This is a genomic window from Burkholderiales bacterium (assembly GCA_023511995.1).
GTDB lineage: Bacteria > Pseudomonadota > Gammaproteobacteria > Burkholderiales > Thiobacteraceae > Thiobacter.
On the sequence record JAIMAL010000011.1, the window covers coordinates 1 to 25,758 of the forward strand.

General features: G+C 65.1%; 27 protein-coding genes and 2 tRNA genes. 21 read left to right on the top strand and 8 right to left on the bottom strand.

Annotated elements, in window-relative coordinates:
* Window positions 1-413 precede the first annotated feature (413 nt).
* The 7 genes from rimP to pnp all read left to right on the top strand — a co-directional run bounded on the left by rimP (window position 414) and on the right by pnp (window position 8,834).
* Window positions 414-845, top strand: a complete 432-nt coding sequence (gene rimP / locus K6T56_07125) for a ribosome maturation factor RimP (protein MCL6556116.1) — start codon at window positions 414-416, stop codon at window positions 843-845.
* Between the two features lie 14 nt (window positions 846-859).
* A complete protein-coding gene (gene nusA, locus K6T56_07130) occupies window positions 860-2,350 on the top strand; it encodes a transcription termination factor NusA (GenBank protein MCL6556117.1) in 1,491 nt (496 codons plus the stop codon).
* 30 nt (window positions 2,351-2,380) lie between these two features.
* Window positions 2,381-4,933, top strand: a complete 2,553-nt coding sequence (gene infB / locus K6T56_07135; protein MCL6556118.1) for a translation initiation factor IF-2 — start codon at window positions 2,381-2,383, stop codon at window positions 4,931-4,933.
* A gap of 15 nt (window positions 4,934-4,948) precedes the next feature.
* Window positions 4,949-5,323, top strand: coding sequence for a 30S ribosome-binding factor RbfA (gene rbfA / locus K6T56_07140; protein MCL6556119.1), 375 nt, complete (start codon window positions 4,949-4,951; stop codon window positions 5,321-5,323).
* Between the two features lie 7 nt (window positions 5,324-5,330).
* Window positions 5,331-6,278 (top strand): tRNA pseudouridine(55) synthase TruB, encoded by a 948-nt coding sequence (gene truB / locus K6T56_07145; GenBank protein MCL6556120.1) that lies wholly within the window; start codon window positions 5,331-5,333, stop codon window positions 6,276-6,278.
* A gap of 49 nt (window positions 6,279-6,327) precedes the next feature.
* Window positions 6,328-6,597, top strand: a complete 270-nt coding sequence (gene rpsO, locus K6T56_07150; GenBank protein MCL6556121.1) for a 30S ribosomal protein S15 — start codon at window positions 6,328-6,330, stop codon at window positions 6,595-6,597.
* Between the two features lie 89 nt (window positions 6,598-6,686).
* The gene (gene pnp / locus K6T56_07155) at window positions 6,687-8,834 is read left to right on the top strand and encodes a polyribonucleotide nucleotidyltransferase (protein ID MCL6556122.1); all 2,148 of its coding nucleotides are present in this window, start codon (window positions 6,687-6,689) and stop codon (window positions 8,832-8,834) included.
* A 159-nt stretch (window positions 8,835-8,993) separates the two neighbouring features.
* Here the strand turns inward: pnp and K6T56_07160 are convergent, their stop codons facing one another.
* Both K6T56_07160 and dksA read right to left on the bottom strand, forming a co-directional pair.
* Window positions 8,994-9,446, bottom strand: coding sequence for a hypothetical protein (locus K6T56_07160; protein MCL6556123.1), 453 nt, complete (start codon window positions 9,444-9,446; stop codon window positions 8,994-8,996).
* A gap of 7 nt (window positions 9,447-9,453) precedes the next feature.
* A complete protein-coding gene (gene dksA / locus K6T56_07165; protein MCL6556124.1) occupies window positions 9,454-9,876 on the bottom strand; it encodes an RNA polymerase-binding protein DksA in 423 nt (140 codons plus the stop codon).
* A gap of 98 nt (window positions 9,877-9,974) precedes the next feature.
* On the opposite strand from dksA, the gene K6T56_07170 reads away from it, so the two are divergent.
* Complete coding sequence (locus tag K6T56_07170; GenBank protein ID MCL6556125.1) at window positions 9,975-10,736, top strand: HAD family hydrolase; 762 nt, start codon at window positions 9,975-9,977, stop codon at window positions 10,734-10,736.
* Here K6T56_07170 and folD read toward each other — a convergent pair whose 3' ends face one another.
* The gene (folD, locus tag K6T56_07175) at window positions 10,737-11,594 is read right to left on the bottom strand and encodes a bifunctional methylenetetrahydrofolate dehydrogenase/methenyltetrahydrofolate cyclohydrolase FolD (protein MCL6556126.1); all 858 of its coding nucleotides are present in this window, start codon (window positions 11,592-11,594) and stop codon (window positions 10,737-10,739) included.
* Window positions 11,595-11,696: 102 nt separating this feature from the next.
* On the opposite strand from folD, the gene K6T56_07180 reads away from it, so the two are divergent.
* The 11 genes from K6T56_07180 to K6T56_07230 all read left to right on the top strand — a co-directional run bounded on the left by K6T56_07180 (window position 11,697) and on the right by K6T56_07230 (window position 19,004).
* Window positions 11,697-11,770: transfer RNA gene (locus K6T56_07180), tRNA-Pro, on the top strand.
* 31 nt (window positions 11,771-11,801) lie between these two features.
* A tRNA-Arg gene (locus K6T56_07185) sits at window positions 11,802-11,878 on the top strand.
* Between the two features lie 135 nt (window positions 11,879-12,013).
* Entirely contained in the window at window positions 12,014-12,412 is a 399-nt protein-coding gene (rpsF, locus tag K6T56_07190) for a 30S ribosomal protein S6 (protein MCL6556127.1), read from the top strand.
* Between the two features lies 1 nt (window position 12,413).
* The gene (gene priB, locus K6T56_07195; GenBank protein MCL6556128.1) at window positions 12,414-12,719 is read left to right on the top strand and encodes a primosomal replication protein N; all 306 of its coding nucleotides are present in this window, start codon (window positions 12,414-12,416) and stop codon (window positions 12,717-12,719) included.
* Window positions 12,720-12,722: 3 nt separating this feature from the next.
* The gene (gene rpsR / locus K6T56_07200; GenBank protein ID MCL6556129.1) at window positions 12,723-12,950 is read left to right on the top strand and encodes a 30S ribosomal protein S18; all 228 of its coding nucleotides are present in this window, start codon (window positions 12,723-12,725) and stop codon (window positions 12,948-12,950) included.
* 10 nt (window positions 12,951-12,960) lie between these two features.
* Window positions 12,961-13,407, top strand: coding sequence for a 50S ribosomal protein L9 (gene rplI, locus K6T56_07205; GenBank protein MCL6556130.1), 447 nt, complete (start codon window positions 12,961-12,963; stop codon window positions 13,405-13,407).
* 100 nt (window positions 13,408-13,507) lie between these two features.
* A complete protein-coding gene (locus K6T56_07210) occupies window positions 13,508-14,884 on the top strand; it encodes a replicative DNA helicase (GenBank protein MCL6556131.1) in 1,377 nt (458 codons plus the stop codon).
* A 34-nt stretch (window positions 14,885-14,918) separates the two neighbouring features.
* Window positions 14,919-15,980 carry an alanine racemase gene (gene alr, locus K6T56_07215; GenBank protein ID MCL6556132.1) on the top strand — a complete coding sequence of 354 codons (1,062 nt, stop codon included), beginning with the start codon at window positions 14,919-14,921 and terminating at the stop codon, window positions 15,978-15,980.
* A 2-nt stretch (window positions 15,981-15,982) separates the two neighbouring features.
* Window positions 15,983-17,350, top strand: coding sequence for a DNA repair protein RadA (gene radA / locus K6T56_07220; GenBank protein MCL6556133.1), 1,368 nt, complete (start codon window positions 15,983-15,985; stop codon window positions 17,348-17,350).
* Between the two features lie 104 nt (window positions 17,351-17,454).
* Window positions 17,455-18,240: a protein phosphatase 2C domain-containing protein gene (locus K6T56_07225; protein ID MCL6556134.1), complete on the top strand. Its 786-nt coding sequence runs from the start codon at window positions 17,455-17,457 to the stop codon at window positions 18,238-18,240.
* Between the two features lie 8 nt (window positions 18,241-18,248).
* Complete coding sequence (locus tag K6T56_07230) at window positions 18,249-19,004, top strand: FHA domain-containing protein (GenBank protein ID MCL6556135.1); 756 nt, start codon at window positions 18,249-18,251, stop codon at window positions 19,002-19,004.
* 7 nt (window positions 19,005-19,011) lie between these two features.
* On the opposite strand, the gene K6T56_07235 is transcribed toward K6T56_07230, so the two are convergent.
* Window positions 19,012-19,425, bottom strand: coding sequence for a TssQ family T6SS-associated lipoprotein (locus K6T56_07235; GenBank protein ID MCL6556136.1), 414 nt, complete (start codon window positions 19,423-19,425; stop codon window positions 19,012-19,014).
* Window positions 19,426-19,433: 8 nt separating this feature from the next.
* Window positions 19,434-21,032: a protein kinase gene (locus K6T56_07240; GenBank protein MCL6556137.1), complete on the bottom strand. Its 1,599-nt coding sequence runs from the start codon at window positions 21,030-21,032 to the stop codon at window positions 19,434-19,436.
* A 304-nt stretch (window positions 21,033-21,336) separates the two neighbouring features.
* Between K6T56_07240 and K6T56_07245 the strand changes: the two genes are divergently transcribed.
* Together K6T56_07245 and K6T56_07250 are read left to right on the top strand one after the other, a co-directional pair.
* Entirely contained in the window at window positions 21,337-22,146 is an 810-nt protein-coding gene (locus tag K6T56_07245; protein MCL6556138.1) for a Stp1/IreP family PP2C-type Ser/Thr phosphatase, read from the top strand.
* A 10-nt stretch (window positions 22,147-22,156) separates the two neighbouring features.
* Entirely contained in the window at window positions 22,157-22,852 is a 696-nt protein-coding gene (locus K6T56_07250; GenBank protein MCL6556139.1) for an FHA domain-containing protein, read from the top strand.
* Here the strand turns inward: K6T56_07250 and K6T56_07255 are convergent.
* The 3 genes from K6T56_07255 to hpnD are packed head-to-tail and all read right to left on the bottom strand — an operon-like array spanning window position 22,845 to window position 25,752.
* Entirely contained in the window at window positions 22,845-23,594 is a 750-nt protein-coding gene (locus K6T56_07255) for a YciK family oxidoreductase (protein ID MCL6556140.1), read from the bottom strand. The two genes, K6T56_07250 and K6T56_07255, sit on opposite strands and share 8 nt — an antisense overlap.
* A gap of 23 nt (window positions 23,595-23,617) precedes the next feature.
* Window positions 23,618-24,922 carry a hydroxysqualene dehydroxylase HpnE gene (gene hpnE, locus K6T56_07260; GenBank protein MCL6556141.1) on the bottom strand — a complete coding sequence of 435 codons (1,305 nt, stop codon included), beginning with the start codon at window positions 24,920-24,922 and terminating at the stop codon, window positions 23,618-23,620.
* Window positions 24,919-25,752 (bottom strand): presqualene diphosphate synthase HpnD, encoded by an 834-nt coding sequence (hpnD, locus tag K6T56_07265; GenBank protein ID MCL6556142.1) that lies wholly within the window; start codon window positions 25,750-25,752, stop codon window positions 24,919-24,921. Before hpnD ends, hpnE begins: the two co-directional genes overlap by 4 nt.
* Between the last annotated feature and the right edge of the window lie 6 nt (window positions 25,753-25,758).

Below are 25,758 nucleotides of genomic sequence, written 5' to 3' on the forward strand. Positions count from 1 at the left end.
GGCTCGCGCCGATGATAGTGGAGATCCCCTCCGCGAAAGTAGGTCACCGCCAGGCACCCCCACCCCACAAAGCCCTCAAAAAGAGGGCTTTGTCTTTTGCACGAGGTACACTTCGCATCCCCCTGGCCCTGGCGCACTGTCGGGCATGCCCCGGGGTGCCGGCCGTCTAAGTCTCCACCGGAGCATCCCAGCCGCGCTGGCGACAGCTTGAGTGCGCCAGCCTTAAGATGCCGGGCGGACCTGCCTGAGCCGCGGCGCACCCGGGGGCTTTGCCGCCGTGGGGAAGCCGTGGGCCTCTTTGCCGCGGGCCTCGCGGCAAAGAGCGGATTCCTTCCCTTAGTTCTTGTTTTCCTGTTATAATGGCCGACTCAAAGGGATGGGCGTTGCGCCCATTTTTTGTTTCTGGCGGTCGTATGGACTTGCAGGCGCTGTTGGAGAAGACATTGCCCGGACTTGGGTACGAGCTCGTGGACCTGGAGAGGGGCCACCGAGGCAGGCTGATTCGCCTATTCATCGACAAGCCGGGCGGGGTCACCATCGATGACTGCGTGCGGGTGAGCAACCATCTCACCCGGCTGCTCGCGGTGGAGCTCGACTATGACTACGACCGCCTGGAGGTGTCGTCGCCCGGCCTGGACCGCCCCTTGAAGAAGGCCGCCGATTTCGAGCGCTTCGCCGGCGAGCGGGCGCAGCTCAAGCTGCGTGTGCCGGTGGAAGGACGTCGCAACGTAAGTGGGGTGCTCAAAGGCGTGCACGAGGGCGTACTGGAAATGGATGTGGACGGAATGCTGAAGACGTTCGAGCTCGCGAACATCGAGAAAGCGCGTCTCATCCCCAATATTTGACCGGAGGTTGTTGTATGAGCCGCGAAATTCTTCTGGTGGTGGATGCGCTGGCGCGCGAAAAGAACGTGGACAGGGAAGTGGTGTTCTCCGCCCTCGAGCTCGCGCTCGCCTCGGCGACGAAGAAGCGGTTTCACGAGGACGTAGATGTCCGGGTGAGCATCGACCGGGAAACGGGCAAATACGAGACATTCCGTCGCTGGCACGTGGTGCCCGATGAAGAGTATGTGGACGAAGGCCTGCAGATCCCCCTTTCCGAGGCGCGCAAGAAGCAGCCGGACATCGAGGTGGGCGGCGTGATCGAGGAACACCTGGAACCCGTCGAGTTTGGGCGCATCGGTGCGCAGACGGCAAAGCAGGTGATCCTGCAGAAAATCCGGGAAGCGGAGCGGGAGCAGATTCTCAATGACTTCCTGGAGCGCAAGGAGCACCTGGTCACGGGCGTCATCAAGCGCATGGAGCGGGGCAATGCCATCATCGAGTCTGGTCGCATCGAGGCCGTGCTGCCGCGGGATCAGATGATTCCCAAGGAAAACCTGCGGGTGGGCGATCGGGTGCGCGCCTATCTACTCAAGATCGATCGTGCGGCGCGGGGCCCTCAGCTCATCCTGTCGCGCATCACGCCGGAGTTTCTGGTCAAGCTGTTCGAGCTGGAGGTACCCGAGATCGAGGAAGGTCTGATCGAGATCAAGGCGGCGGCACGCGACCCTGGAGTACGGGCGAAGATCGCCGTCAAGTCCAATGACCCCCGCATCGACCCACAGGGGACCTGTATCGGCATGCGGGGATCGCGCGTACAGGCCGTCACCAGCGAGCTCGCCGGTGAGCGGGTGGATATCGTGTTGTGGTCAGCGGACCCCGCGCAGTTCGTGATCAACGCACTGGCTCCAGCGGAAATCTCCAGCATCGTCGTCGACGAGGACAAGCACAGCATGGACGTGGTGGTGGAAGAGAACCAGCTTGCCCTGGCCATCGGCCGCGGTGGCCAGAACGTGCGCCTTGCCTCCGAGCTCACCGGCTGGGACCTCAATATCATGACCGCGGAAGAAGCCCAGCAGAAGAGCGCCGAAGAGGCGGAGCGGATCATGAAGGAGTTCATGGAAAAACTCGACGTGGACGAGGAAGTCGCCCAGGTGCTGGTGGAGGCGGGTTTCACGTCGTTGGAGGAAATCGCTTACGTGCCTTTGTCCGAGATGCTGGAGATCGAGGCCTTTGATGAGGAGACGATCAACGAACTGCGCAGCAGGGCCCGTAACGTGCTCCTCACCGACGCCATCGCCAGTGAAGAGAAAGTGGAGCACGTCGCCGAGGATTTGGCGAACGTGGCCGGGATGGATGCGGAAACCGCCCGCCTGCTGGCGGCCAAGGGGATCTCCACCATGGAGGAGCTGGCCGATCTCGCGGTGGACGATCTGGTGGAGATGACCGGCATGGACCCGGAGCGGGCCAAGAGCCTCATCATGACGGCGCGTGCGCCGTGGTTTGCGGCGGAACAGAGCGGCGGTTGAGAGAACGGACGGAATAGAGGGAGGGCTTCAATGCCACAGATGAGCGTAGCGCAATTTGCCTCGGAGCTGGGCGTGGCGGAAACGGTGCTGCTCGAACAGCTCAAAGCGGCCGGGGTGAACAAGAGCGCTGCCGAAGATCCCCTGACCGAGCAGGACAAGGCGCAGCTTCTGGACTATCTGCGTCGCGCCCACGGGGTCAAAGAAAACCGCAGCAAGATCACGCTCACCCGGCGGGAGACGACGGAAATCCGCAAGGCGGACGCCACGGGCAAGGCGCGCACCATCCAGGTGGAGGTGCGCAAGAAGCGCGTCCTCATCAAGCGTGACCTGGTAGCGCCGGCGGCCGAACCCGTGGCCGAAGCCAAGCCCGCGCAGGCGGTGATCGATGCAGAGCAGCAGATCAAGCGCGAGGAAGAGGCAAGAAAAGCCGCCGAACTCATCGCCCGCCAGAAAGAGGAAGCGGAGAAACGGGCGCAACGTGCCCGCAGCCGGAAGGCCGGCGAAGAGGCGCCGAAAGCCGAAGAGGCAGCGCCTGCCGAGGTGGCGCCGCAGGTGACGGCGGAGACCGCACCCGCCGCCCCCGCGGTGGAAGCAAAAGCGGAAGGCACGCTGCACATTCCCAAGGCCGAGGAAACCGCGGAAGCCGAGAAGAAGAAGGGCGCCAAGAAAAAGGCTGCTCCGGCCACCGGCTGGGTGGAGGAAGGGGCAAGGAAGCGCGGCATCAAGGTGAAAGGGGATGTGAGCGGCGCCGGCTGGCGGGAGAAGCCCAGGGCGGGCCGGCACAAGGCCGAAGAGGGGGCCCATGCCTTCACCGCGCCGACGGAGCCCATCGTGCGCGAGGTGCTCGTGCCGGAGACCATCACGGTGGCGGAGCTTGCCCATCGCATGGCCGTCAAGGCGGCCGAGGTCATCAAGGCCCTGATGAAGATGGGAACCATGGTCACCATCAACCAGGTGCTGGATCAGGAAACGGCCATGATCGTGGTGGAAGAGATGGGGCATGTGGCCAAGCCGGCGGCGTTGGACAACCCCGAGGCCTATCTCGAGGAAGCCCAGGTCAAGGAGGTGGAAGCACTGCCCCGGGCGCCGGTGGTCACCGTCATGGGGCATGTGGACCACGGCAAAACCTCCTTGCTCGACTACATCCGCCGGACGCGGGTGGCGAGCGCCGAGGCGGGGGGCATTACCCAGCACATCGGGGCCTATCACGTACAGACCCCGCGCGGCATGGTCACTTTCCTCGACACACCGGGCCACGAGGCGTTCACCGCCATGCGCGCCCGGGGAGCCAAGGCAACTGACATCGTCGTCCTCGTGGTGGCGGCGGACGATGGCGTGATGCCGCAGACCATCGAGGCGATCCATCATGCCAAGGCGGCCAACGTGCCTCTGGTGGTGGCCATCAACAAGATCGACAAACCCGAAGCGAATCCCGAGCGGGTGAAACAGGAACTGTCCAACCACGGGGTGGTGCCCGAGGAGTGGGGCGGTGACACCATGTTCGTCGAAGTCTCCGCCAAGACCGGCCAAGGCATCGACGACTTGCTGGAACGGGTGCTCCTGCAGGCAGAGGTGCTGGACCTCAAGGCACCGCGGGACTGCCCGGCCAAGGGCCTGGTCATCGAATCCCGTCTGGACAAGGGCCGCGGGCCGGTGGCCACTGTGCTCGTGCAGTCGGGCACCTTGCATCAGGGTGATGTGGTGCTGGCGGGCACGGCTTTCGGCCGCGTGCGTGCGATGCTGGATGAGAACGGCCGGCAGGTGAAGGAGGCGGGGCCGTCCATCCCGGTGGAGATTCTCGGTCTGTCCGATGTTCCCCAGGCGGGCGAAGAGGCGATCGTCGTCCTCGACGAGCGCAAGGCGCGGGAAATTGCACTGTTCCGGCAGGGCAAATACCGGGACGTGAAGCTCGCCAAGCAACAGGCGGCGAAGCTGGAGAACATCTTTGATCAGATGGCCGAAGGCGAGGTGAAGTCCCTTGCCCTCATCATCAAGGCCGACGTGCAGGGGTCCCAGGAAGCGTTGACCCATGCCCTGAGCAAACTCTCCACGCCCGAGGTGAAGGTCAACATCATCCACAGCGGGGTGGGTGGCATCACCGAATCCGACGTCAACCTGGCCCTGGCCTCCAAGGCGGTGATCATCGGCTTCAACGTGCGTGCTGATGCGCAGGCGCGCAAACTCGCCCAGAGTTCGGGGGTGGACATCCGCTATTACAACATCATTTACGATGCGGTGGACGAGATCAAGGCGGCGCTGTCCGGCATGCTGGCGCCCGAGAAGAAGGAGCAGCAACTGGGCCTGCTGGAGGTGCGCCAGGTCTTCCGCATCTCCAAGGTGGGCACGGTGGCGGGCTGTTACGTGCTGGAGGGCGTGGTCCGGCGGGGCGCCAGCGTGCGGGTGATCCGCGACGGCGTGGTGGTGCACACCGGCGAGCTCGATTCCCTCAAACGCTTCAAGGAAGACGTGAAAGAGGTCAAGGCCGGGTTCGAATGCGGTTTGTCCATCCGCAATTTCAACGACATCCGCGAAGGCGACCAGCTCGAGATCTTCGAGGTCGTCGAGGTCGCCCGCACACTCTGATGACCGCGTGAGTCCATGGCAAAGGATCATTCCCGTCTGCGGCGCGTTGCGGAACAGATCCGGCGCGAGCTCGCCGACCTGCTTCGCCTGGAAGTGAAGGACCCCCGCATCGGCATGGTCACCCTCACCGATGTGGAGGTCAGCAACGATTACGCCCATGCCAAGGTCTATTTCAGTCTCCTCGGTGACCAGGCGCGGGTCCAGGAGGCGCTGCAGGGCCTGCAGTCGGCGGCGGGTTTCCTGCGCAGCGAGGTGGCCAGACGGGTCAAATTGCGGGTGATGCCCCAGCTCCATTTCGTGCATGACACCTCCATCGAACGGGGCATGCAGATGGACAAGCTCATCGAGGCGGCGATCGCCGAGGACGCCAAACGTCATCAGGGCGAGTAGCACGCGCATGGGGGGCAAGTGGCCGAAGCGCGCCATCGACGGCGTGCTGCTGTTGGACAAACCTGTGGGCATGACCTCCAATGGCGCGTTGCAGCACGCAAGGCGCCTCTACCAGGCCGCCAAGGCGGGCCACACCGGCAACCTCGACCCGCTGGCCAGCGGCCTGCTCCCCATCTGTTTCGGTGAAGCGACCAAGTTCTCCCACTATCTGACCGACGCGGACAAACGCTATCGCGCCGTGATCCGGCTGGGCCAGACCACGGATACCGGGGATGCGGACGGGCAGGTGCTGGAAACCCGTCCCGTCGAGGTCAGCCGGGCACAGGTGGAGGCGGTCCTGGGCCGTTTCGTGGGCGAAATCGAGCAGGTGCCGCCCATGCACTCGGCGCTGAAATACCAGGGGCGGCCCCTTTACCACTACGCGCGCAAGGGTGTTGAAGTGGAGCGCGCCCCCCGGCGGGTGGTCATCCACGAGCTGCGGCTTCTCGACTTTACGGGGGACACCCTCGAAGTGGACGTGCACTGCAGCAAGGGTACTTATGTCCGGGTGCTGGCGGAGGACATCGGGCGTCTTCTTGGCTGCGGCGGCCACCTGGCGGCGTTACGCCGGACCGGTGTCGGGCCGTTTTCCGTCGACGACGCCATTGCTCTCGACCGGCTGGAAGCCATGGGCGAGGCGGACCGCATGGCCCAGCTGCTGCCCACCGACGTGCTCGTTGCCGATCTTCCCCGCATCGATCTCGATGCCGACGGGGCTTTCTATTTCAGACGCGGCCAGGCGCTTTGGCTGCCGCGCCTGGAATTTTCTCGGGTTTACCGGGTTTACGATGAAAAACAAAAATTTATCGGCATAGCCCAGGTTGACCGGGATGGCCGGCTCGCCCCCCGCCGGCTTTTGGCCGAAAGCCAGGCCGCGGCGCACCAGGCGGGGGGAGGAGCCGGGAAAAGCTTGTGAAACTGGATATTTGGCGTGTAAAATTTCGCCTTTCTCTGGAGCGAAACGAATGGCTGTCACCACCGCTGAAAAAGCAAAGATTGTGCGCGAGTACCAACTGGCGCAAGGCGATACCGGCTCGCCCGAGGTGCAGGTCGCGCTGATGACTGCGCGCATCAATGACCTCACCGAACACTTCAAGACCCATGTCAAGGATCACCATTCCCGCCGCGGTCTGCTCAAGCTGGTGAGCAAGCGGCGCAAGCTGCTTGACTATCTCAAGCGCACCAATGCGGACCGCTATCGGGCATTGATCGACCGCCTCGGTCTGCGCAAGTAAGGCGGGTGTGGGAAAGGCGCGGTCTCCGCGCCTTTTTCAATTGGAGGTTTGGTTTTTTCCTGGCCGTGGCTGCGGCCTTTCAGTTGAGGATTCCCAAGGTGGCATATTTCAAGAAGACCTTTGCCTACGGCAAACACCAGGTGACTCTGGAAACGGGGGAGATCGCGCGGCAGGCGAGCGGCGCGGTGATGGTTAACATGGACGACACCTGTGTGCTGGTCACGGTGGTGGCGGCGAAGGGGGTGAAACCGGGCCAGGATTTCTTCCCCCTGACCGTGGATTACCAGGAACGTACCTACGCTGCAGGGCGCATTCCCGGCAGCTTCTTTCGGCGTGAAGGCAAGCCCTCCGAGAAGGAAATTCTCACCTCCCGCCTCATCGACCGCCCCCTGCGGCCCCTCTTTCCCGATGGTTTCTACAACGAAGTGCAGATCGTGGCGACGGTGATGTCCGCCAACCCCGACGTGGATCCGGACATCCCGGCGCTCATCGGGGCGTCGGCGGCGCTATCCCTTTCCGGTGTGCCTTTCCACGGCCCCATTGGCGCCGCCCGCGTGGGTTACCAGGACGGCCAGTATCTGCTCAATCCCACCATCAGCGAGCTGAAGACTTCTGAGCTCGATCTGGTGGTGGCGGGCACGGAGCAGGCGGTGTTGATGGTGGAATCGGAGGCCATGGAGCTGCCCGAGGACGTGATGCTGGGGGCGGTGATGTTCGGCCACGAACAGTTGCAAACCGTCATCCGGGCCATCAACGAGCTTACCGAAGAGGCCGGTGCCGAGCCGTGGGACTGGACGCCGCCTGCGCGTGACGAAGCCCTGGTGGAACGCATCCGCCAGCTTGCCGAAGCGGAGCTTCAGGAAGCCTACCGCATCACCCAGAAACAGCAGCGAGTGGCGCGGGTGGATGCGATCCGGGAAAAAGTCTTTGCCGAGCTCATCACGCCCGACATGGATACCATGGCGCAGAACGCCATCAAGTCCCATTTCTTCGAGTTGGAAGCCAAGGTGGTGCGCAGCCGCATCCTCGCCGGTGAGCCCCGGATCGATGGTCGCGACACGCGCACGGTGCGCCCCATCAGTATCCGCACCGGCATCCTACCCCGTGCCCACGGCTCCGCCCTCTTCACACGGGGGGAAACGCAGGCGCTGGTGGTGGCGACCCTGGGTACCGCCCGCGATGCACAAATCATCGATGCCCTCGAAGGCAGCTATTCCGAGCGTTTCATGATGCATTACAACATGCCCCCCTATGCCACCGGTGAGACCGGGCGGGTGGGCGTGCCCAAGCGGCGGGAAATCGGCCATGGCTGGCTGGCGAAGCGGGCTCTGCTGGCCGTGCTGCCCAGCGAGGAGGAATTCGCCTATTCCATCCGCCTCGTTTCCGAAATCACGGAATCCAATGGCTCCAGCTCCATGGCTTCGGTCTGCGGCGGCTGTCTTGCCCTGATGGATGCGGGCGTGCCGGTGAAGGCCCATACGGCGGGGATCGCCATGGGCCTGATCAAGGAAGGGAACCGCTTTGCCGTGCTCACCGACATCCTGGGGGATGAGGACCACCTGGGTGACATGGATTTCAAGGTGGCCGGCACCGAACGCGGTGTCACTGCCCTGCAGATGGACATCAAGATCACCGGCATCACCAAGGAGATCATGCAGGTCGCCCTCAATCAGGCGCGGGAAGGGCGCATGCACATCCTCAAGCTCATGAAGGAGGCCATGCCCCAAGTGCGGGAGGAGCTTTCCACTTACGCCCCCCGCATGATCACCATGAAGATCAACCCGGAGAAGATCCGGGACGTGATCGGCAAGGGTGGAGCCGTCATCCGTGCCCTCACCGAGGAGACCGGAACCCAGATCGATATCGCCGAGGATGGCACGGTCACCATCGCCTGCGTCAATCCGGAAGCCGGCGCCGCCGCCAAGCGGCGCATCGAGGAACTCACCGCCGAAGTGGAAGTGGGCAAGGTGTACGAGGGGACGGTGCTCAAGCTGCTGGATTTCGGCGCCATCGTCAGTGTGCTGCCCGGCCGGGACGGCCTGTTGCACATCTCCCAGATTGCCCATGAACGGGTGAACAACGTCTCCGACTACCTCAAGGAAGGCCAGACCGTGCGCGTCAAGGTCCTGGAGGCGGACGAGAAGGGTCGCCTGCGTCTTTCCATGAAGGCCCTCTTGGAGCCGCCGGCAGGACAGAAGGCTGAGAGCGCGGAAAAGAAACCCGAGCCGGCGGCCTGATTTCTACTGGGGTCGGAAGAAGGGCGGCTTCGGCTGCCCTTTTTCATTGGCGAAGCCTTTTCAACCCGCCCCGCTCCCGCTAGCGTGGCGCCAAGGCGCCGGCGCCCAGGCCGGGAGGTGGGTCCTACCGATCGGCAGGGGGCTGGGCCGGAGGCCCTTTCAGCGCAGCGAGGCGAGGAAGCCCTGCCACCAGCGGCGTCGGCTCTGGGGCACAATCCAGGCCGGTTTCAGTTCCACTGGTGGCACCTGGCTCATCACCCAGCCGGGCAGGACGGGATTCCTGGAAGAGCCGCAACTGCTGCCGAGGTGGTTGGGGTCGTAGATCTTGATGAAGGTGGGATGCTCCAGATCGTCTGCATAGACGATGCTGCAGTAGTCCTCCCGGTGTTCTTCCCGCAGCAGGCGATCCAGGTCGGTGATGAATTTGCGCACGTGGTCGGCATCGGCCGGCGCGGTGGGGGGAGGCTCCCCCACGGCGTAGAGGTACCAGCCGGCCTGGGGATCGACCCGCTGCCAGAAGGCGGTGAGCTGATCCCACTGCATGATGCCGTACAACAGCCCGTTGAGCTTGCGGGTGAAGTCGGTATCCGGCAGTGGGGCAGGGGCGCTCATGGAGGGTTTACTTGGCCATTTGCCGCTCGCGCAGCTCGTCCAGGGTCTTGCAGTCGATGCAGAGTGTGGCGGTGGGACGGGCTTCCAGCCGTTTGAGGCCGATTTCCACCCCGCAGCTTTCACAGTAGCCGTATTCCCCGGCGTCGATCTTGGCCAGGGTCTCCTCGATCTTTTTGATGAGCTTGCGTTCCCGGTCCCGGTTACGCAGCTCCAAGGCCATGTCGGACTCCTGACTTGCCCGATCGTTGGGATCAGCGAATACCGTCGCCTCGTCCTGCATGGTGTGGACGGTGCGGTCGATGTCCTGGGACAGCTCGGCTTTCCACTCCTCCAGGATTTTGCGAAAATGCGCGAGCTGTTTCGGGTTCATATAGGCTTCGCCCTTCTTGGGTACGTAGGGGGCGAAGGTCTTGTGGAATTCTGCAGCCATCTCAGTGTCACCGTCGGCGAAAAGCCGATTTAATACCAGCTTTTCCCCGGTACCGCAAGCGCGGTTCTTCCCTCCCTCGAAGGAGCAGCCCCGTGACCCTGCAAGCCCTGATTTTCGACGTGGACGGCACGCTCGCCGACACCGAACGTGATGGCCACCGGCTCGCATTCAACGCCGCCTTTCGCGAGTTTGGCCTGGACTGGGAGTGGGATGGGGTCCTCTATGGGGAGCTTCTGACGATCACGGGCGGCAAGGAGCGCATCCGCCACTACGTGGCCCGGTACCGGCCGGATTTCGTGCCACCGCCGGACTTCGATGAACTGGTGGCGGCGCTGCACCAGGCCAAAACCCGCCACTATACGCAGCTTCTGGCCACCGGTGGCATTCCCCTGCGGCCGGGCGTGCGGCGGCTCCTGGAAGAGGCGCGGCAGGCGGGGCTTTCCCTGGCCATTGCCACGACCACCACGCCGGAGAACGTCACCGCCCTGCTGCGCCACAGTCTGGCGCCGGATGCGGAGGACTGGTTCGAGGTGATTGGCGCAGGAGACATCGTGCCGCACAAAAAACCGGCGCCCGATATCTATCATTGGGTTCTCGAGCACCTTGGGCTGGATGCTCGCGCCTGTGTGGCTTTCGAGGATTCGGAAAATGGCATCCGCGCGAGCCGGGCAGCCGGTTTGGCGACAGTGGTGACCGTCAACGACTACACCCGCAATCACGACTTCAGCGGTGCGATGGCGGTGCTGAGCGATCTGGGCGAGCCCGGGGCCCCCTTTCAGCTCATCGCCGGCGAGGCGGCGGGCAAGTCCTGGGTGGATGTGGCACTGCTTGAGGCCTGGCATCGTCGCCAAGCCGGGTGATCAAAGAGGGTCGTGCAGGTTGGCTGCCTGGAGGGTGTTGGCCAGCAGGGTGGCCACGGTCATGGGGCCCACCCCGCCGGGCACGGGGGTGATCCAGGCGGCGCGACGGGCAGCGGCTTCGAATTCCACATCGCCGCAGATGCGTCCATCGGGCAGCCGGTTGATGCCCACGTCGATGACGATGGCGCCCTCCCGCACCCACTCGCCCCGGATCAGCCCCGGCTTGCCCACTGCCACCACCAGGATTTCCGCCTGGGCGACCAGTTGCGGCAGGTCGCGGGTGAAACGGTGGGCAATGGTCACCGTGCAGCCGGCGAGCAACAGCTCCAGGGCCATGGGCCGACCCACGTGATTGGATGCCCCCACCACCAGCGCCTGCCTGCCCTTGAGCTCGGTGCCCGTGCTGCGCAACAGGTGCATCACACCCCAGGGCGTGCAGGAGCGCAGGATGGGTAGGCGCACTGCCAGCCGGCCGATGTTGTAGGGATGGAAACCGTCCACGTCCTTGTCCGGCCGGATGCGTTCGATCACCGTCTCCCCGTCGATGTGGGGGGGCAGGGGTGCCTGGACGAGGATGCCGTCCACACTGGCATCGGCATTGAGTTCGTCGATGAGGTGCAACAGCGTCTGTTCCGGGATGGCGGCGGGCAGATCATGGGAAACCGAGCGGACCCGCGCCGTCTCGCAGGCCTTGCGTTTGTTGCGTACGTAGATGGTGGAAGCGGGGTCGTCGCCCACCAGGATGACCGCCAGGGCCGGGGGGCGTTTGCCAGCGGCAAGCCGCACCTCCACCTGGCGGCGCACATCCGCGAGTAGCGTTTCGGCAAGGGCCTTGCCGTTGAGGATTCGGGCGCTCATGAAGGCGGGGGAAAAAAACCGAATGATCGCACTGCAAGCCCCTTTTCCTCAAGGGCTTTGCGTTGCTTTTTTGGGGGGCGGACGCTATAGTCGCGCGTCGTTCGGGGTGTAGCGTAGCCTGGTAGCGCGCCTGCTTTGGGAGCAGGAAGTCGGGGGTTCGAATCCCTCCACCCCGACCCCTCGCGCCCTTGCGGCGTCCTTGTCTTGCTGCCCGTAGCTCAACCGGATAGAGCACCAGCCTTCTAAGCTGGGGGTTACAGGTTCGATTCCTGTCGGGCAGGCCATTGTCCTGCCGGGCGGCTTGCGGCGCCTGACGGGAGCCGGTAGAATTGGCCGTTCCCCGATTGCCAATCGGGAAAAGAGGCAAACCTTGCCTGATCCGTGCGCACCGCGGCAGGCTTTATCCACAAGGAGAGTGCATGCGACATTACGAGATCGTGTTCATCGTCCATCCGGACCAGAGCGAGCAGGTGCCGGGGATGATCGAACGTTACAAAACCCTCATCACCGGCCGTAACGGCCGCATCCACCGGCTGGAAGACTGGGGCCGCCGGCAGCTTGCCTATCCCATCCAGAAAGTCCACAAGGCCCATTATGTGCTCATGAACATCGAGTGCGACCAGGCCACGCTGGACGAGCTGGACCATGCCTTCAAGTTCAACGATGCGGTGCTGCGCCACCTCATCATCCGCATGAAGGGACCGGTCACCGAACCTTCGCCGATGATGAAGGAGGAGAAGGCCAAGACCGTGCCCACCGGCGACAAACCGGAGGCGGTCGAGGCGCCCGCCGCCGCGGAAGCATCCAACGAAGGCTGACGTGGCGTGCAACCGGACGCGCATCTGCGGCCGGATCATCGACAAGGGCAGCCTGCGCCATACCCCGGCGGGGGTGGCCGTTCTGCGTTTCCTTCTGGCGCATCGCTCGGAACAGCAGACCGGGCAAAGCCGGCGCAGGGTCGAGTGTCTGATCCCCGCCATGGCCTTCGAGGCGTTGGCGGAAACCATTGCCCGCTGGCCCCGGGATGCGCAGGTGGTGTGTGAAGGTTATCTGACGCGGAAAAGCCGCACCGAGCCGCAGCTTGTGCTGCACGTGCAAACGATCGAATTGACCGACGAGAGGTGAAACATGTCCCGGCAAATGTACAAACGCCGCAAGTTCTGCCGCTTCACCGCGGAAGGCATCAAGGAAGTGGATTACAAGGATGTCAATCTGCTCAAGGATTTCATCAGCGAGACGGGCAAGATCATTCCCGCCCGCATCACCGGCACCAAGGCGCGCTATCAGCGGCAGCTTTCCACGGCCGTGAAGCGGGCCCGTTTCCTTGCCCTGCTGCCCTACACCGACCAGCACTGAGGAGGCGGCGATGCAAGTGATCCTGTTGGAAAAAGTGGCCAACCTGGGCCAGCTCGGCGATGTGGTGAAGGTCAAGGACGGCTATGCGCGCAACTATCTAATCCCGCAAGGCAAGGCCAAGCGCGCCACGCCGGAAAACATCGAGGAGTTTGCGCGGCGGCGTGCCGAACTGGAACGCCAGGAAGCGGAAAAACTCGCTGCCGCCCAGGCGCGGGCGGACCAGCTCGCGGGCATGAACGTCCAGATCGCGCAGCGGGCCGGTGTCGATGGCAAGCTGTTTGGCTCCGTGGGCACGGTGGACATCGTCGAGGCCCTCAAGGCCAAGGGCATCAGTGTCGCCAAATCGGAAATCCGCATGCCGGCCGGGCCCATCAAAGCCATCGGCGAATATGCGATCGACCTGGTGCTGCACACCGACGTGCGCACCAGCATCACGGTGACCGTCGTTCCCGAGTGAAAGGCGCGGCGTCGTCGGTTGCGGGGGCTGCCAGGGGGCAGCCCTTTTTGCTTCCGTGACCGCTATACTAGCTTCTCCCCGACCGCATCGCGGCGTGAGCGTGGAAACGACCATGGGCGACCAGCAGTTCGAAGCCATCAAACTCCCCCCCCATTCGGTGGAGGCGGAACAGGCCGTGTTGGGCGGATTGCTGCTCGACAACAGTGCCTGGGAGCGCATCGGCGATCTTTTGCGGGAGGAGGATTTCTACCGCTACGATCACCGCCTCATCTACCGCCACGTTGTCGGGCTGCTGGAGGCAAATAAACCGGCCGACGTCGTGACCGTGGCCGAGGCTCTGGAAAATGCCGGCGAACTGGCCACGGTGGGGGGGCTCGCCTACCTCGCCACCCTGGCGCAGAACACCCCCTCGGCGGCCAACATCCGCCGCTATGCGGAAATCGTCCGCGACCGCGCCATCATGCGCAGCCTGGTCGAAGTGGGGACGGCCATTGCCGATTCCGCCTACAACCCCGGCGGGCGCTCCGCCTCGGAGCTGCTGGATGAGGCCGAGGCCAAAGTGTTTCACATCGCCGAGATGGGCAACCGCGGCAAACAGGGCTTCAGCGAGATCCAGCCGCTGCTCACCCAGGTGGTGGAACGCATCGATCTCCTCTTCCAGCGCGACAGTGCCAGCGAGGTCACCGGCATCCCCACCGGCTACACGGATCTGGATCGCATGACCTCCGGCCTGCAACCGGGCGATCTCATCATCATTGCCGGCCGGCCCTCCATGGGGAAAACGGCGTTCTCCCTCAACATCGCCGAGCACGTGGCCCTGGAGACGCGCCTGCCGGTGGCGGTATTTTCCATGGAGATGGCCGGCACCCAGCTCGTCATGCGCATGATCGGTTCGGTGGGCAGGCTCGATCAGCACCGTGTGCGCACCGGCCGCCTCATGGACGAAGACTGGCAACGCCTCACCTATGCCGTGGGCAAGCTCAACGATGCCCCCATCTACATCGACGAGACCGCCGCCCTTTCCGCGCTGGAACTGCGCGCACGGGCGCGGCGGCTGCATCGCCAGTGTGGACGGCTGGGGCTCATCGTCATCGACTATCTGCAGCTCATGAGCGGCAGCAACCAGGGCGAAAACCGCGCCACCGAGATTTCCGAGATCTCCCGTTCCCTGAAAGCGCTGGCCAAGGAGCTGGATGTGCCGGTGATCGCCCTCTCCCAGCTCAACCGCAGCCTGGAAAGCCGTCCCAACAAGCGGCCGGTGATGTCCGATCTGCGGGAATCCGGGGCCATCGAGCAGGATGCGGACCTGATCCTCTTCATCTACCGGGACGAGGTGTACAACCCGGAAACACCCGACAAGGGAATCGCCGAGATCATCATCGGCAAACAGCGCAATGGACCCATCGGCACCGTCAAACTGACCTTCCTTGGGGAATACACCCGGTTCGAGAATCTGGCCCATCCGGGCACCTACTGAACTGCCTTGCCTTGCCCAAGGGAACTTCCGGCCCATGTCCCGCCCCCTCCAAGCGCTCATCCACCGTGACGCCTTAAGCCACAACCTCGCCGTTGCCCGCAGCAAGACCACGGCGCGCATCCTCGCCGTGGTCAAAGCCAATGGCTATGGCCATGGCCTGTTGCCGGTGGCCGCGGCCCTGGCGGCAGCGGATGGTTTCGCCGTGCTCACCCTCGAGGAGGCCGTGCGTCTGCGGGAGGCGGGGTTTCGCCAGCCCATCCTGCTCCTGGAGGGCGTCTTCGCCCCGGATGAACTGGGCGAAGCGGTGCAGCGGCAGCTTATGCTCGTGGTGCATGACGAGGAACAACTGGCCATGCTGGAGGCGCTGCCGCCGGGGCCCCGGCTCGAAGTGTTCCTCAAGGTCAACACGGGGATGAACCGGCTGGGTTTTTCCGCGGCGGATTTTCCTGCGGCCTGGGCGAGACTTCAGGCCTGCCCGGTGGTGGCCCGCATCACCTTCATGACCCATTTTGCCTGTGCCGACGAAGCCGGTGGGCCGGGGGAGCAGCTTGCCCGCTTTTTCCGGCTGATCGGGGACAGCCGGAATTTCAGTGCGGCCAACTCTGCCGCGCTTTTGCGCTACCCGGAAACCCATGGCGCGTGGGTCCGCCCCGGCCTCATGCTCTACGGCGCCTCGCCGTTTCCGGAGCAAACTGGGGCGGAGCTGGGGCTTCAGCCTGCCATGAGCCTCGTCTCCCGCGTCATTGCCGTGCAGCGGCTCGGTCGCGGCGATGGTGTGGGTTACGGTGCCACTTTCGTCGCCCCGGGGGACATGCGTGTGGGCATCGTCGCCTGTGGTTACGCCGACGGCTACCCCCGTCATGCGGGGACCGGCACACCGGTGCTCGTGGATGGTGCGCCCAGCCGGACGCTGGGGCGGGTGTCGATGGACATGCTGGCCGTGGACCTCACCCACCTGCCTGGCGCCGGCGTGGGCACGCCGGTCACCCTGTGGGGACGGGGTTTGCCGGTGGAGACGGTGGCTGCCTGTGCCGGAACCGTCAGCTATGAACTCTTGACCGGCCGCGCCGAGCGCGTGCCCCTCGTCGTCGAATAGCCATGGCCAAGGCAAAAACGGTCTACGTCTGCAGCGACTGCGGCGGGCAGAGCCTGAAATGGCAGGGACAGTGTCCCCATTGCGGTGCCTGGAACACCCTCCTGGAGACGGTGGCGGAAACACCGGCAACGGGCAGCCATCGCTACCAGGGGCTGGCGGCGGATGGACGCCTGAAACGGCTCGCGGAAGTGGATGCCGAAGAGATGCCGCGCTGGTCAACGGGGGTGGGCGAGCTCGACCGGGTTCTGGGGGGCGGGCTGGTGCCGGGCGCCGTGGTGTTGCTGGGCGGGGATCCGGGCATCGGCAAATCCACCCTCCTGCTGCAGGCGCTGGCCCACATGAGCCGGAAGCAGGAGGTGCTCTACGTGAGCGGCGAGGAGTCCGCCGAGCAGGTGGCCCTGCGGGCGCGCCGCCTGGCGCTCGATGCAAGCCGTGTAGCCCTCTTGGCGGAAATCGGGCTGGAACGGATTCTTGCGGCCCTGCGCAACTCGGCGCCCCGCGTGGTGGTGATCGACTCCATCCAGACCCTTTATTCCGATGCCCTGCAGTCTGCGCCGGGCAGTGTGGCACAGGTGAGGGAATGCGCCGCCCAACTGACCCGGTATGCGAAACAGTCCGGCACCGCGGTGCTTCTGGTCGGGCATGTCACCAAGGAAGGCGCGCTGGCGGGCCCGCGCGTGCTGGAACACATCGTGGATACGGTCCTCTATTTCGAGGGTGACACCCATTCCAGCTTTCGCCTCGTGCGCGCCTTCAAGAACCGTTTCGGCGCCGTCAATGAGCTGGGGGTGTTCGCCATGACGGAGAAGGGTTTGCGCGAAGTAGCCAACCCCTCCGCCCTGTTCCTTTCCCACCATGGCCGGCAGGTGGCGGGCTCCTGCATCCTGGTGACCCAGGAAGGCAGCCGCCCCCTCCTGGTGGAGGTGCAGGCCTTGGTGGACGAGGCCCACACGGCGAATCCCCGGCGACTGGGGGTGGGGCTGGAGCAGAACCGGCTGGCCATGCTGCTGGCGGTCCTGCACCGCCATGCGGGGATTGCCTGTTTCGATCAAGATGTCTTCGTCAATGCCGTGGGGGGGGTGCGCATCAGCGAACCGGCGGCGGACCTCGCCGTGCTGCTGGCCATCGTCTCCTCCTTGCGGGACCAGCCCCTGCCGCCCAAACTGGTGGTCTTCGGCGAGGTGGGCCTGGCCGGCGAGGTGCGTCCCGTGCAGCGGGGGCTGGACCGCCTGAAGGAGGCCGCCAAACTGGGTTTTGAGCGCGCCATCGTGCCGCGGTCCAACGTTCCCCGGCAGGCCCCGCCCGGGCTGGAGATCTTTGGCGTCGAGCGGGTGGAGGAGGCGGTTGCCATGCTCCGGGCGGCCCCGTAGAATGACATCGTAATAGCGCCGGCGCCGGGCGGTTGGCCCTGGCGGTCCCATAAAGACGCCCCGGCACTTTGACGAGGGTGCGTAGCATGCAGATGGAAACGGGCATGGAGTGGTCGGCTTCCCCTGACCGGGCGTTGCACGTGACCTTCGCGGCGCTTACCGATGCCGGCCGGCTGCGCACCAACAATGAAGATGCCCTGGCGTGGGACCTGGACGCGGGCCTATTCCTGGTGGCCGATGGCATGGGCGGCTGCAACGCGGGCGAGGTGGCCAGCCGGCTGGCGGTGCGCATGGTCCTCGCCGAGTTCCGTCAGCTTCCCCTTTCCCTGCCGGCGCAGGAAGGCTGCAGCGCGGTGCTGAGTGCGCCGGCCATGCGCCTGTGCACGGCGATTGTCAAGGCCAACCGGGCGGTCTTCGAAGCCAGTCTCCAGGAGCCGGCCTACGCCGGCATGGGCACCACCCTGGTGGCGCTGCTTTTGCAGGGCCAGCGGGCCATCATCGCCAGCATCGGGGATTCCCGGGTGTACCGTTTCCGCGCCGGCCAGCTCGCCCAGCTCACGGTGGATCATACCGTCCTCCAGGAACAGATCGATTTCGGGCTCATCACCCTGGAACAGGCACGCCTGATGGGGGGCCGCGGGCTCATCACGCGCGCCCTCGGGGTGGAACCGGGGTTGGAAGTGGATGTGCAGGAACAGGCTGTCGCCGCCGGCGATCTCTATCTCCTTTGCACAGACGGCTTGTTCGATATGATCCCCGATGAAGAAATCGCCGCCATTCTGAGTGATACCCAGGGGGAGGTGGAGGCGGCGGCCAAGGCGCTGGTGGCGGCGGCGAATACCGCCGGGGGCTACGACAACATCTCCGTCATTATCGTGGGAATCCGCTAGAGGGCACCATGTCCCGCCTGCTCATTTTCGATGCCAACGGCAACCCGCTGGGTGAGCGCCTCCTCGACCGGGAGCGTATCCGCATCGGCCGCCGCTTGGACAACGACCTCGTCCTCGATGACCTTTCCGTCAGCAATGAACACGCCCTGATCATCACCATCCGCAACGATTCCTTCATCCAGGATCTGAACAGCATGAACGGCGTGCGGGTGAACGGCCGGCTCATCCGCCATCACCATTTGCAGGCTGACGACGAGGTGACCATCGGCAGCTTCACCCTACGCTACCTGCATGAGCCATGGACGGAGCCGGCATCGGTGTGGCTGCCGCCGGAAACCCGCGCCCAGAAGGAAGCTGCAGTGCGCGCGGCGACCGCCGGGGAAGGGCAGACCCTGTTCCACCTGGAGGTGGAAGGGGGAGAGGCAAGTGAAGTGCTGCCGGATACGGAAATCCTGGGCAGCCCGACGGCTTTGCTAGCGCCGACGCCACCCACCACGGTCCAGGGCACGGGCCATCTGCGACTTCTGGCCGGGCCCGGTGCCGGGCGCGAGACCGCGCTCACCCGCGCGGTGACCACGCTGGGTAAGCCGGGCATTCAGACGGCGGTGATTTCCCGGCGGGGCCCCGCCTATTATCTGAGCTTCGTCGAGGGCGACACCTATCCCCAGGTGAACGGGATGGAAATCGGCGCCACCCCCCATCTCCTCAACGATCACGACATCCTGGACGTGGCGGGTACCCGCCTGGAATTTTTCTACCGCTGAAGATGCCTCAGCGGGAACGGCTGCGGGCCGCCATCTCCGACTTCACCGACCGGTAGATGGGCCCCCAGATGGGATGACCTTCCTCCGTGGGGTCCAGGCGGAAGTCCGGGTCCAGCTCGAAAATCCGGCGAAACTCGTCCCGGCAGGCCCGTTCCTGGCCCGAGGCGCAATAGATGAAGGCAAGGTATTTGCGCGCGGCAATCTTGTCCGACTGGAAGGCAAGCCCCGCGTCCAGGGCCTCGTTGAGGCTTTTCTGGGCGGCCTTGTAGTTGCCGTCCTCGTATTGGCTGATGCCCTGGGAGAGGAGCTTTTCCGCCTTACGTACGGCAAGCTTGTCCACGCCCAGGTCGCGCGCCGTCTGGCTGGCGCAGCCGGCGACCAGCAGGGCGGCAAGGAGGCAAAGCCAGCGAGCCAGGATCATGGGGGTGCCTATTTGCTGAATTTGTATTTGATCTTGTGGGTGCCGTCCGCTTCCACCCGGATCGTCTCCGTGTAGGGGGCGAAGGTCTGGTTGACGATCAGGATGCGATGTTCCCCGGCCGCGACCTTCAGCTCCCGCAGCGGCGGGCTGACCCCTTGGCGCACGCCGTCCACGAACACCTCGCCCCAGGGACTGATGGCCAGAAGGAGGGTGGCCGTCCCCGCCGCGGGGCCCGCCTCGTGCTCCACCACCCGGCTTTCCGCGGTGGAGGTGAGGGCCACCGCCTTGGGCCGGGGCTCGCTTTTCTCGCGGCGGGCGGCGGTGGCCTCACCGGCGGGCTTGGTGGCCATTTTGCCGGCGGGCGGGGTGGGTTTGGCTTCCGTTTTCTCTTCGGCTTGTTTCTTTTCCTCTTGCGCTCCCGGCCGGGCGGCGGGCGCCTCGGGGCTAGCCGCGGGCGCCTCGGGGGTAGCCGAGGTGGGCGCGGCTTGTTCCGCCTTCGGGGATGAGGCTTCTGCCACGACGACGGGCGGTGCGGCGACCTGCGGCGGCGGGGCCGGCGCCTTGCGGCTGACAATCAGCCCGATGAAGACGGCAAGCAGGAGGGGGATGCCCGCCAGCAGCGCCCAATGGGGCCAGCGCCGTCTGGCGGCAGCCGGTGCGGGGGGTGGGTTTTCCTCTTCCTCACTCAAGCGGGCGATGACCTGGGTTTTGTCACCCAGACTGTCGCGGGGCGTGCGGCGCCGCTCCAGGGGTGCCGCCGGGGCTGGGTTTTCCCCCGGCGCCGGCACCACCAGGGTCTTGTACTTGCGCAAATCCCGCGCCAGTTCCTTCGCCGTCTGGTAACGGGCATCCGGTTGCTTGGCCAGGGCCTTGAGGACGATGTAGTTGATGGAATCGGGGATGTTCTGGTTGAAGGCCTTGGGCGGGATGGGTTCCTCGTTGAGGATCTGGTACATGATGGCGCTGATGTTGTCGCCGACGAAGGGGGTCTTGCCGGTGAGCATTTCGTACAACACCACGCCGAGGGAAAAGATATCGGAACGTCCATCCACCGTCTGGCCCACCACCTGCTCGGGGGACATGTACTTGGGCGAACCCATGACCATGCCGGCCATGGTGCGGGAGGCGGAAGAGACCTGGGCGATGCCGAAGTCGGTGATCTTCACCATGCCGTTCTTCAGCACCATGATGTTGGCCGGCTTGATGTCCCGATGCACGATGCCATGCTCGTGGGCAAAGGCGAGGCCATCGCATACCTGGGCGGCAATGTGCACCACCTTCTCGATGGGCAGGACCACACCGGAATCGAGAATCTCCCGCAGCTCCTTGCCCTGCAGGAATTCCATGGCCATGTAGGCCACGCCCTCCGCGCGGCCCACATCGTAGATGGTGACGATATTGGGATGATTGAGTTTGCCCGCGGACTGGACCTCCCGCTGGAACCGCTTTTCGAAGGTTTCCAGCTCATCCCGGGACAGGTCCAGGTTGATGGTCTTGATCGCCACGGTGCGATCGATCAGAGGGTCCACGGCCTTGTAGACCACACCCATGGCCCCCTGGCCCAGCTCCTCGACGATGACGTAACGACCCAGCTTCTCGATGACCATGGCGGAAATGTCTTCAGCCCGTGCGGCTTCCGTGAGGCACTCAACGGTAGTTTTTAGGCCGGTCCCTGTCAAGGGAAAAGGGCGGGGGCCTCAAGTTTTGCGCCCGCGCGCCGTTAATCCCGGGCATTCGCCATGTGCTTGTCATGACAGGGAAAATGCCCCGGCCGCGGCCTTGCCGGGGCGCCATGCCATTAGCGTCAAAGTGAACAAAAAGTTAAGCCTGGCCCAACCGGCGGCGAAGTAATATGCTGTCGCAACAAATCGGAGGCAAGGGGGCGCGGCCCCCTGCCCAAGCAGGTGTTCCATGAAACTCAGTCATGCCTTGACCTTTGCCAGCCTGAGCGACGCCGGGCTGGTGCGCAATTTCAACGAAGACAGTGTGGCCGTGGATGAGGACATGGGGCTTGTCATCGTCGCCGACGGCATGGGAGGCTACAAGGCGGGCGACGTGGCGGCCGGCATGGCCACCCTCATCGTCACCAATGAGTTGAAGGGCAAGCTGGGGGACAAGGGGGCACGGGAGCCTGTCTCCACCGACGTGATCCGTGCCGCGGTCAACCGCGCCAACCAGGCCATCTACCATGCGGCCCACAACCGGCCCCAGTTCCAGGGCATGGGCACGACCCTGGTCATGGCGCTGTTCCACGACGACATGGTGACCATCGCCCATGCGGGGGATTCCCGCGCCTACCGCCTGCGGGAGGGGCGCCTGACGCAGTTGACGGTGGACCATTCCCTGCTGCAGGAACAGCTCGAGATGGGGCTCATCAGCACCGAGGATGCGCGCGTATCCCACAACCGCAACCTGGTGACGCGCGCCCTCGGGGTGAACCAGAACATTGTCGTCGATGTGAAACAGGAACGGGCACTGCCGGGGGATCTCTATCTCTTGTGCACGGACGGGCTCAACGACATGGTGGACGATGCGGACATCGAGCTTGCCATGGAAAGCCTCCAGGAAAACCTTCCGCTGCTTGTCAAACAACTGGTGATCATGGCCAACGACAACGGCGGCCATGACAACATCTCCGTGGCCGCGATCCGTGTGGATCGGCCCTTCCCCGCGCGGCGCGGGTTGTGGGCCCGGATTTTTCCCCGCTTGTGGAACCGGTGAGGCGATCGATATGGCGAAGCTGGTATTGAGCCTGAATGGCACGGTGCTGGGCAACTACTTCCTGGAGAAGGATCGGTTCGTCATCGGGCGCCGCGCAAGCTGCGACATCCAGATCACCGATCAGGGGGTGAGCAAGGAACACGCCGTCATCCTGACGGTGGGCAATGACCAGATTCTGGAAGACCTCAAGAGCACCAACGGCACCCTGGTCAACGGGCGCCGGGTAAGCCGCCATATCCTGCAGAACGGCGACGTGATCGAAGTGGGCCGCTACAAGATCAAGTACATCAACCAGAAGGCCCTGCCGGACATGGATTTCGACAAAACCCTCCTGATTCCCGCCTTCGACCGCAGCCGGCTGAAAGAGGTGGGGATCGATCTCGAGGCACAAACCGGTCTGCAGGTGGAGACCGCGGTGGCCACCGCGCGGGCGGTGAAGAGCGTCTTCCCCCTGGGGGCGGTGCGGCTGCTGTCGGGGGCGGAGGCGGGCAGGGAAATCGAGCTTTTGCGGCCCATCACGCCCTTCGGACGACCCGGCAACCGGGCCATCATTTCCCGCCGGCCCCACGGCTATTTCGTCACCCATGTGAGCGGCCGCCGGCTGCCGGTGGTCAACGGCCGCACTATCGGCAGCGAGCCCCATCCCCTGGACAATCTCGATCAACTGGAGATTGACGGGGAAAAACTGCAGTTCTTCCTCAAGTAAGCGGCTGGGCGTCGAGGACGGTGCCACTCACGCCCCGGCTGTCCGGACCCATGAGGTAGAGGTAGGCGGGCATGATCTCCTCGGGGCGGGGCAGAAGCGTGGGCAGCTCCCCCGGGTGGGTCCGGCGCCGCTGGGGGGATTGCACGGGGCCGGGCACCAGCGCGTTGATGCGCACCTGGGGCGTGATTTCCAGTTCCTGGGCCCAGGTCCTCACCAGCGCCTCCAGCGCCCATTTCGACACACCAAATGCGCCCCAGTAGGCGCTGGGTTTGCGCCCGTGGGTTTCCGAAGTCATGACCACCGAAGCGTCTCTCGCTGCCTTGAGCAGGGGCAGGCAGGCGCGGGTCAGGGCAAAGGGGGCCACCAGATTGACGCGCAGGATGCCGAGCCACTGCGCCATGGTTTCCAGCTCCAGAGGCACCAGGGCGTCCAGACGGGAGGCATTGTGCAGAATGCCATCCAGGCGGCCGAGCTGTCCCTCGATGGCATCGGCCATACGCTGGAAATCCTCGTCCGTGGCCTTCTCCAGGTCGAGACTGAAAATCACCGGCTCCGGATGGCCGGCGTCGGCGATGAGGTCATAGGTTTCCTCCAGGCGCCTTTCGTCCCGGCCGAGGAGAATCACCGTGGCGCCGTAGGCGGCGAAGGTGCGGGCGGCGGTCTGGCCGATGCCCTGGCCGGCGCCGGTGACGAGGATGACCCGCTCCTTGAGCAGATCGGGCGGGGGATGATAGGCGATCATGGGATTTGCCCGGCGTGGGGGGATCAACGGCGTCCGAGGATGTGGCGCGCGCATTGTACCCCACTTCGCACCGCGCCTTCGATGGTGGCGGGATAGTCCCGTTCCCCTTCTGCCGCGGCGACGTAATCGCCCGCCAGCAACAAGCCGGGCAGCGGGGTCTGACTGCCGGGGCGCGAAAGGCCCGGGGTGCAGGAGAAGGTGGCCTGTTTTTCGCCGATCACCCCCGTCCATTCCGGCTGGGGCAATCCCAGCTGTTCCGTGAGCTGCCGGGCCACGGTCTGGGCCAGGCGGGCGTGATCCCAGGTGTCGTGGGGGCCTTCTGCGCTGATGACCACGGCAAGGAGGCCCGCCTCGCCGGTGAGGGACTGCCGGTCGAACACCCACTGCCCGGGCCCTCGCGCCAGCCCCAGCATCGGCGCCGGCAGGCGCAGGCGCGCCCCATAGCGGAGATAGACGGTGTGGATGGGCTGCGGCGCGAGCCCCGAGATTTCCCGCGCCACCGCTTCCATCCCTGGCAGGGGCGAAAGGAGCCTCGCCGCGGCCTTGGGGGGCAGCGCGCAAATCACCTGGGGGAAGGTTGCACTGCCTTGCCGGGTTTCCACGCGCCACCCCCCTTCCGTCCTGGCGAGGGACTCCACCCGTTCCCCCAGGAGGAGGCTTCCGCCCCGGCGCAGCAGATAGGCGGCGGCGGGCTGGGGAAATAGGGCCGAGAGGTTCACCCGGGGCAGCAGCAGGTCGCTGTCAGCCCGGCTACGGGCGAGGGCGTCGTGGAGGACGTTGACGAAGACCTGCGCCGAAGCGATTTCCGGCGGCGTGTTGAGGGCGGCGAGACACAGGGGATGCCAGAGGAAGCGGGCAAGGCGTTCGGTCTGCCGCCGCGCGGCGAGGAAGTGGGCAACGCTCGTGTCTTCGTCGAGCTGAAAGCGGTGGCGCCGCAGGGATGCAAAGAGCCGCAGGGCCGCCAGCCGGTCCCGCCAGCCCAGTCCCTGGGCACGCAGAAGCGCCGCGGCGAGGTGCCAGGGGGCGGGCAGTCGCGGGGCGGCGAGCCTCACGCCCGGCTCCACCCGCAGGGTCAGGGGTAGACGCAGGAGGCACTCCCGCCAGCGGGGGTTGACCCGCGCCATGAGCGCCAAGGTCTGCCGGTAGGCGCCCAAAAGGATATGTTGGCCGTTGTCCAGGGCGATGCCCCGCAGCTTCACTGCGCGGGCACGCCCGCCGGGCTGGGGGGCGCTTTCGAAGACGGTCACCGTCATTCCGTGGTGCGCCAGTTCCACCGCTGCGGCCAGTCCCGCCCAGCCGGCGCCGAGCACAGCCACGGCGCCTTTCATGGGCTCACCCAGGTTTTCCAGGCGATCCAGAACTTGCGCAGGGGGGTGAGGGCGGTGCGGCGATCGAGGACCCGGAAACCGTCGCGTTCGATCTCGGTGAGCAGGGCCTGGTAGATGGCGGCCATGATGAGGCCGGGGCGCTGGTTGCGACGGTCCGCCGCGGGCAGTTGGGCAAAAGCCCGGGCATAGGTGGCGCGGGCACGCGCCACCTGGAAGGCCATGAGTTCCCGGAAGGCGGCCGTGTAGCGGCCGGCGAGGATGTCCTCCTCCCCCACGCCAAAACGGTGCAAGTCCTCCAGGGGCAGATAGATGCGGTTGCGACGGGCATCCTCCCCCACGTCCCGGATGATGTTGGTGAGCTGGAAGGCAAGCCCCAGATCGTGGGCGTACCTGAGGGTGCGCCGGTCGCTGTGACCAAACAGGGTGGCGGCGAGCTGGCCCACCACCGAAGCCACCCGGTAGCAGTAAAGCTCGAGGGTGCGGAAGTCCGGGTAGCGGTTGAAGGTGAGGTCCATTTCCATGCCATCCACGATTTCCTCCAACTGTTCCCGGGGCAAATCGTGGCGCGCCACCACGGGGGCGAGTGCCCGGCTCACCGGGTGTTGCGGCACGCCGTTGTAGAGGCGATCAAGCTCGGTGCGCCACCAGGCGAGCTTGGCCCGGGCCACTTCGGTTTCCCGGCACTCGTCCACGCAATCGTCTACCTCGCGGCAGAAGGCGTAGAGGGCGGTGATCGCCTCCCGTTTGTCCCGGGGCAGAAAGAGGAAGCTGTAATAGAAACTGGAACCGCTGCGGGCGGCCTTGTCCTGACAGTACTGGGTGGGGGTCATGGCGGC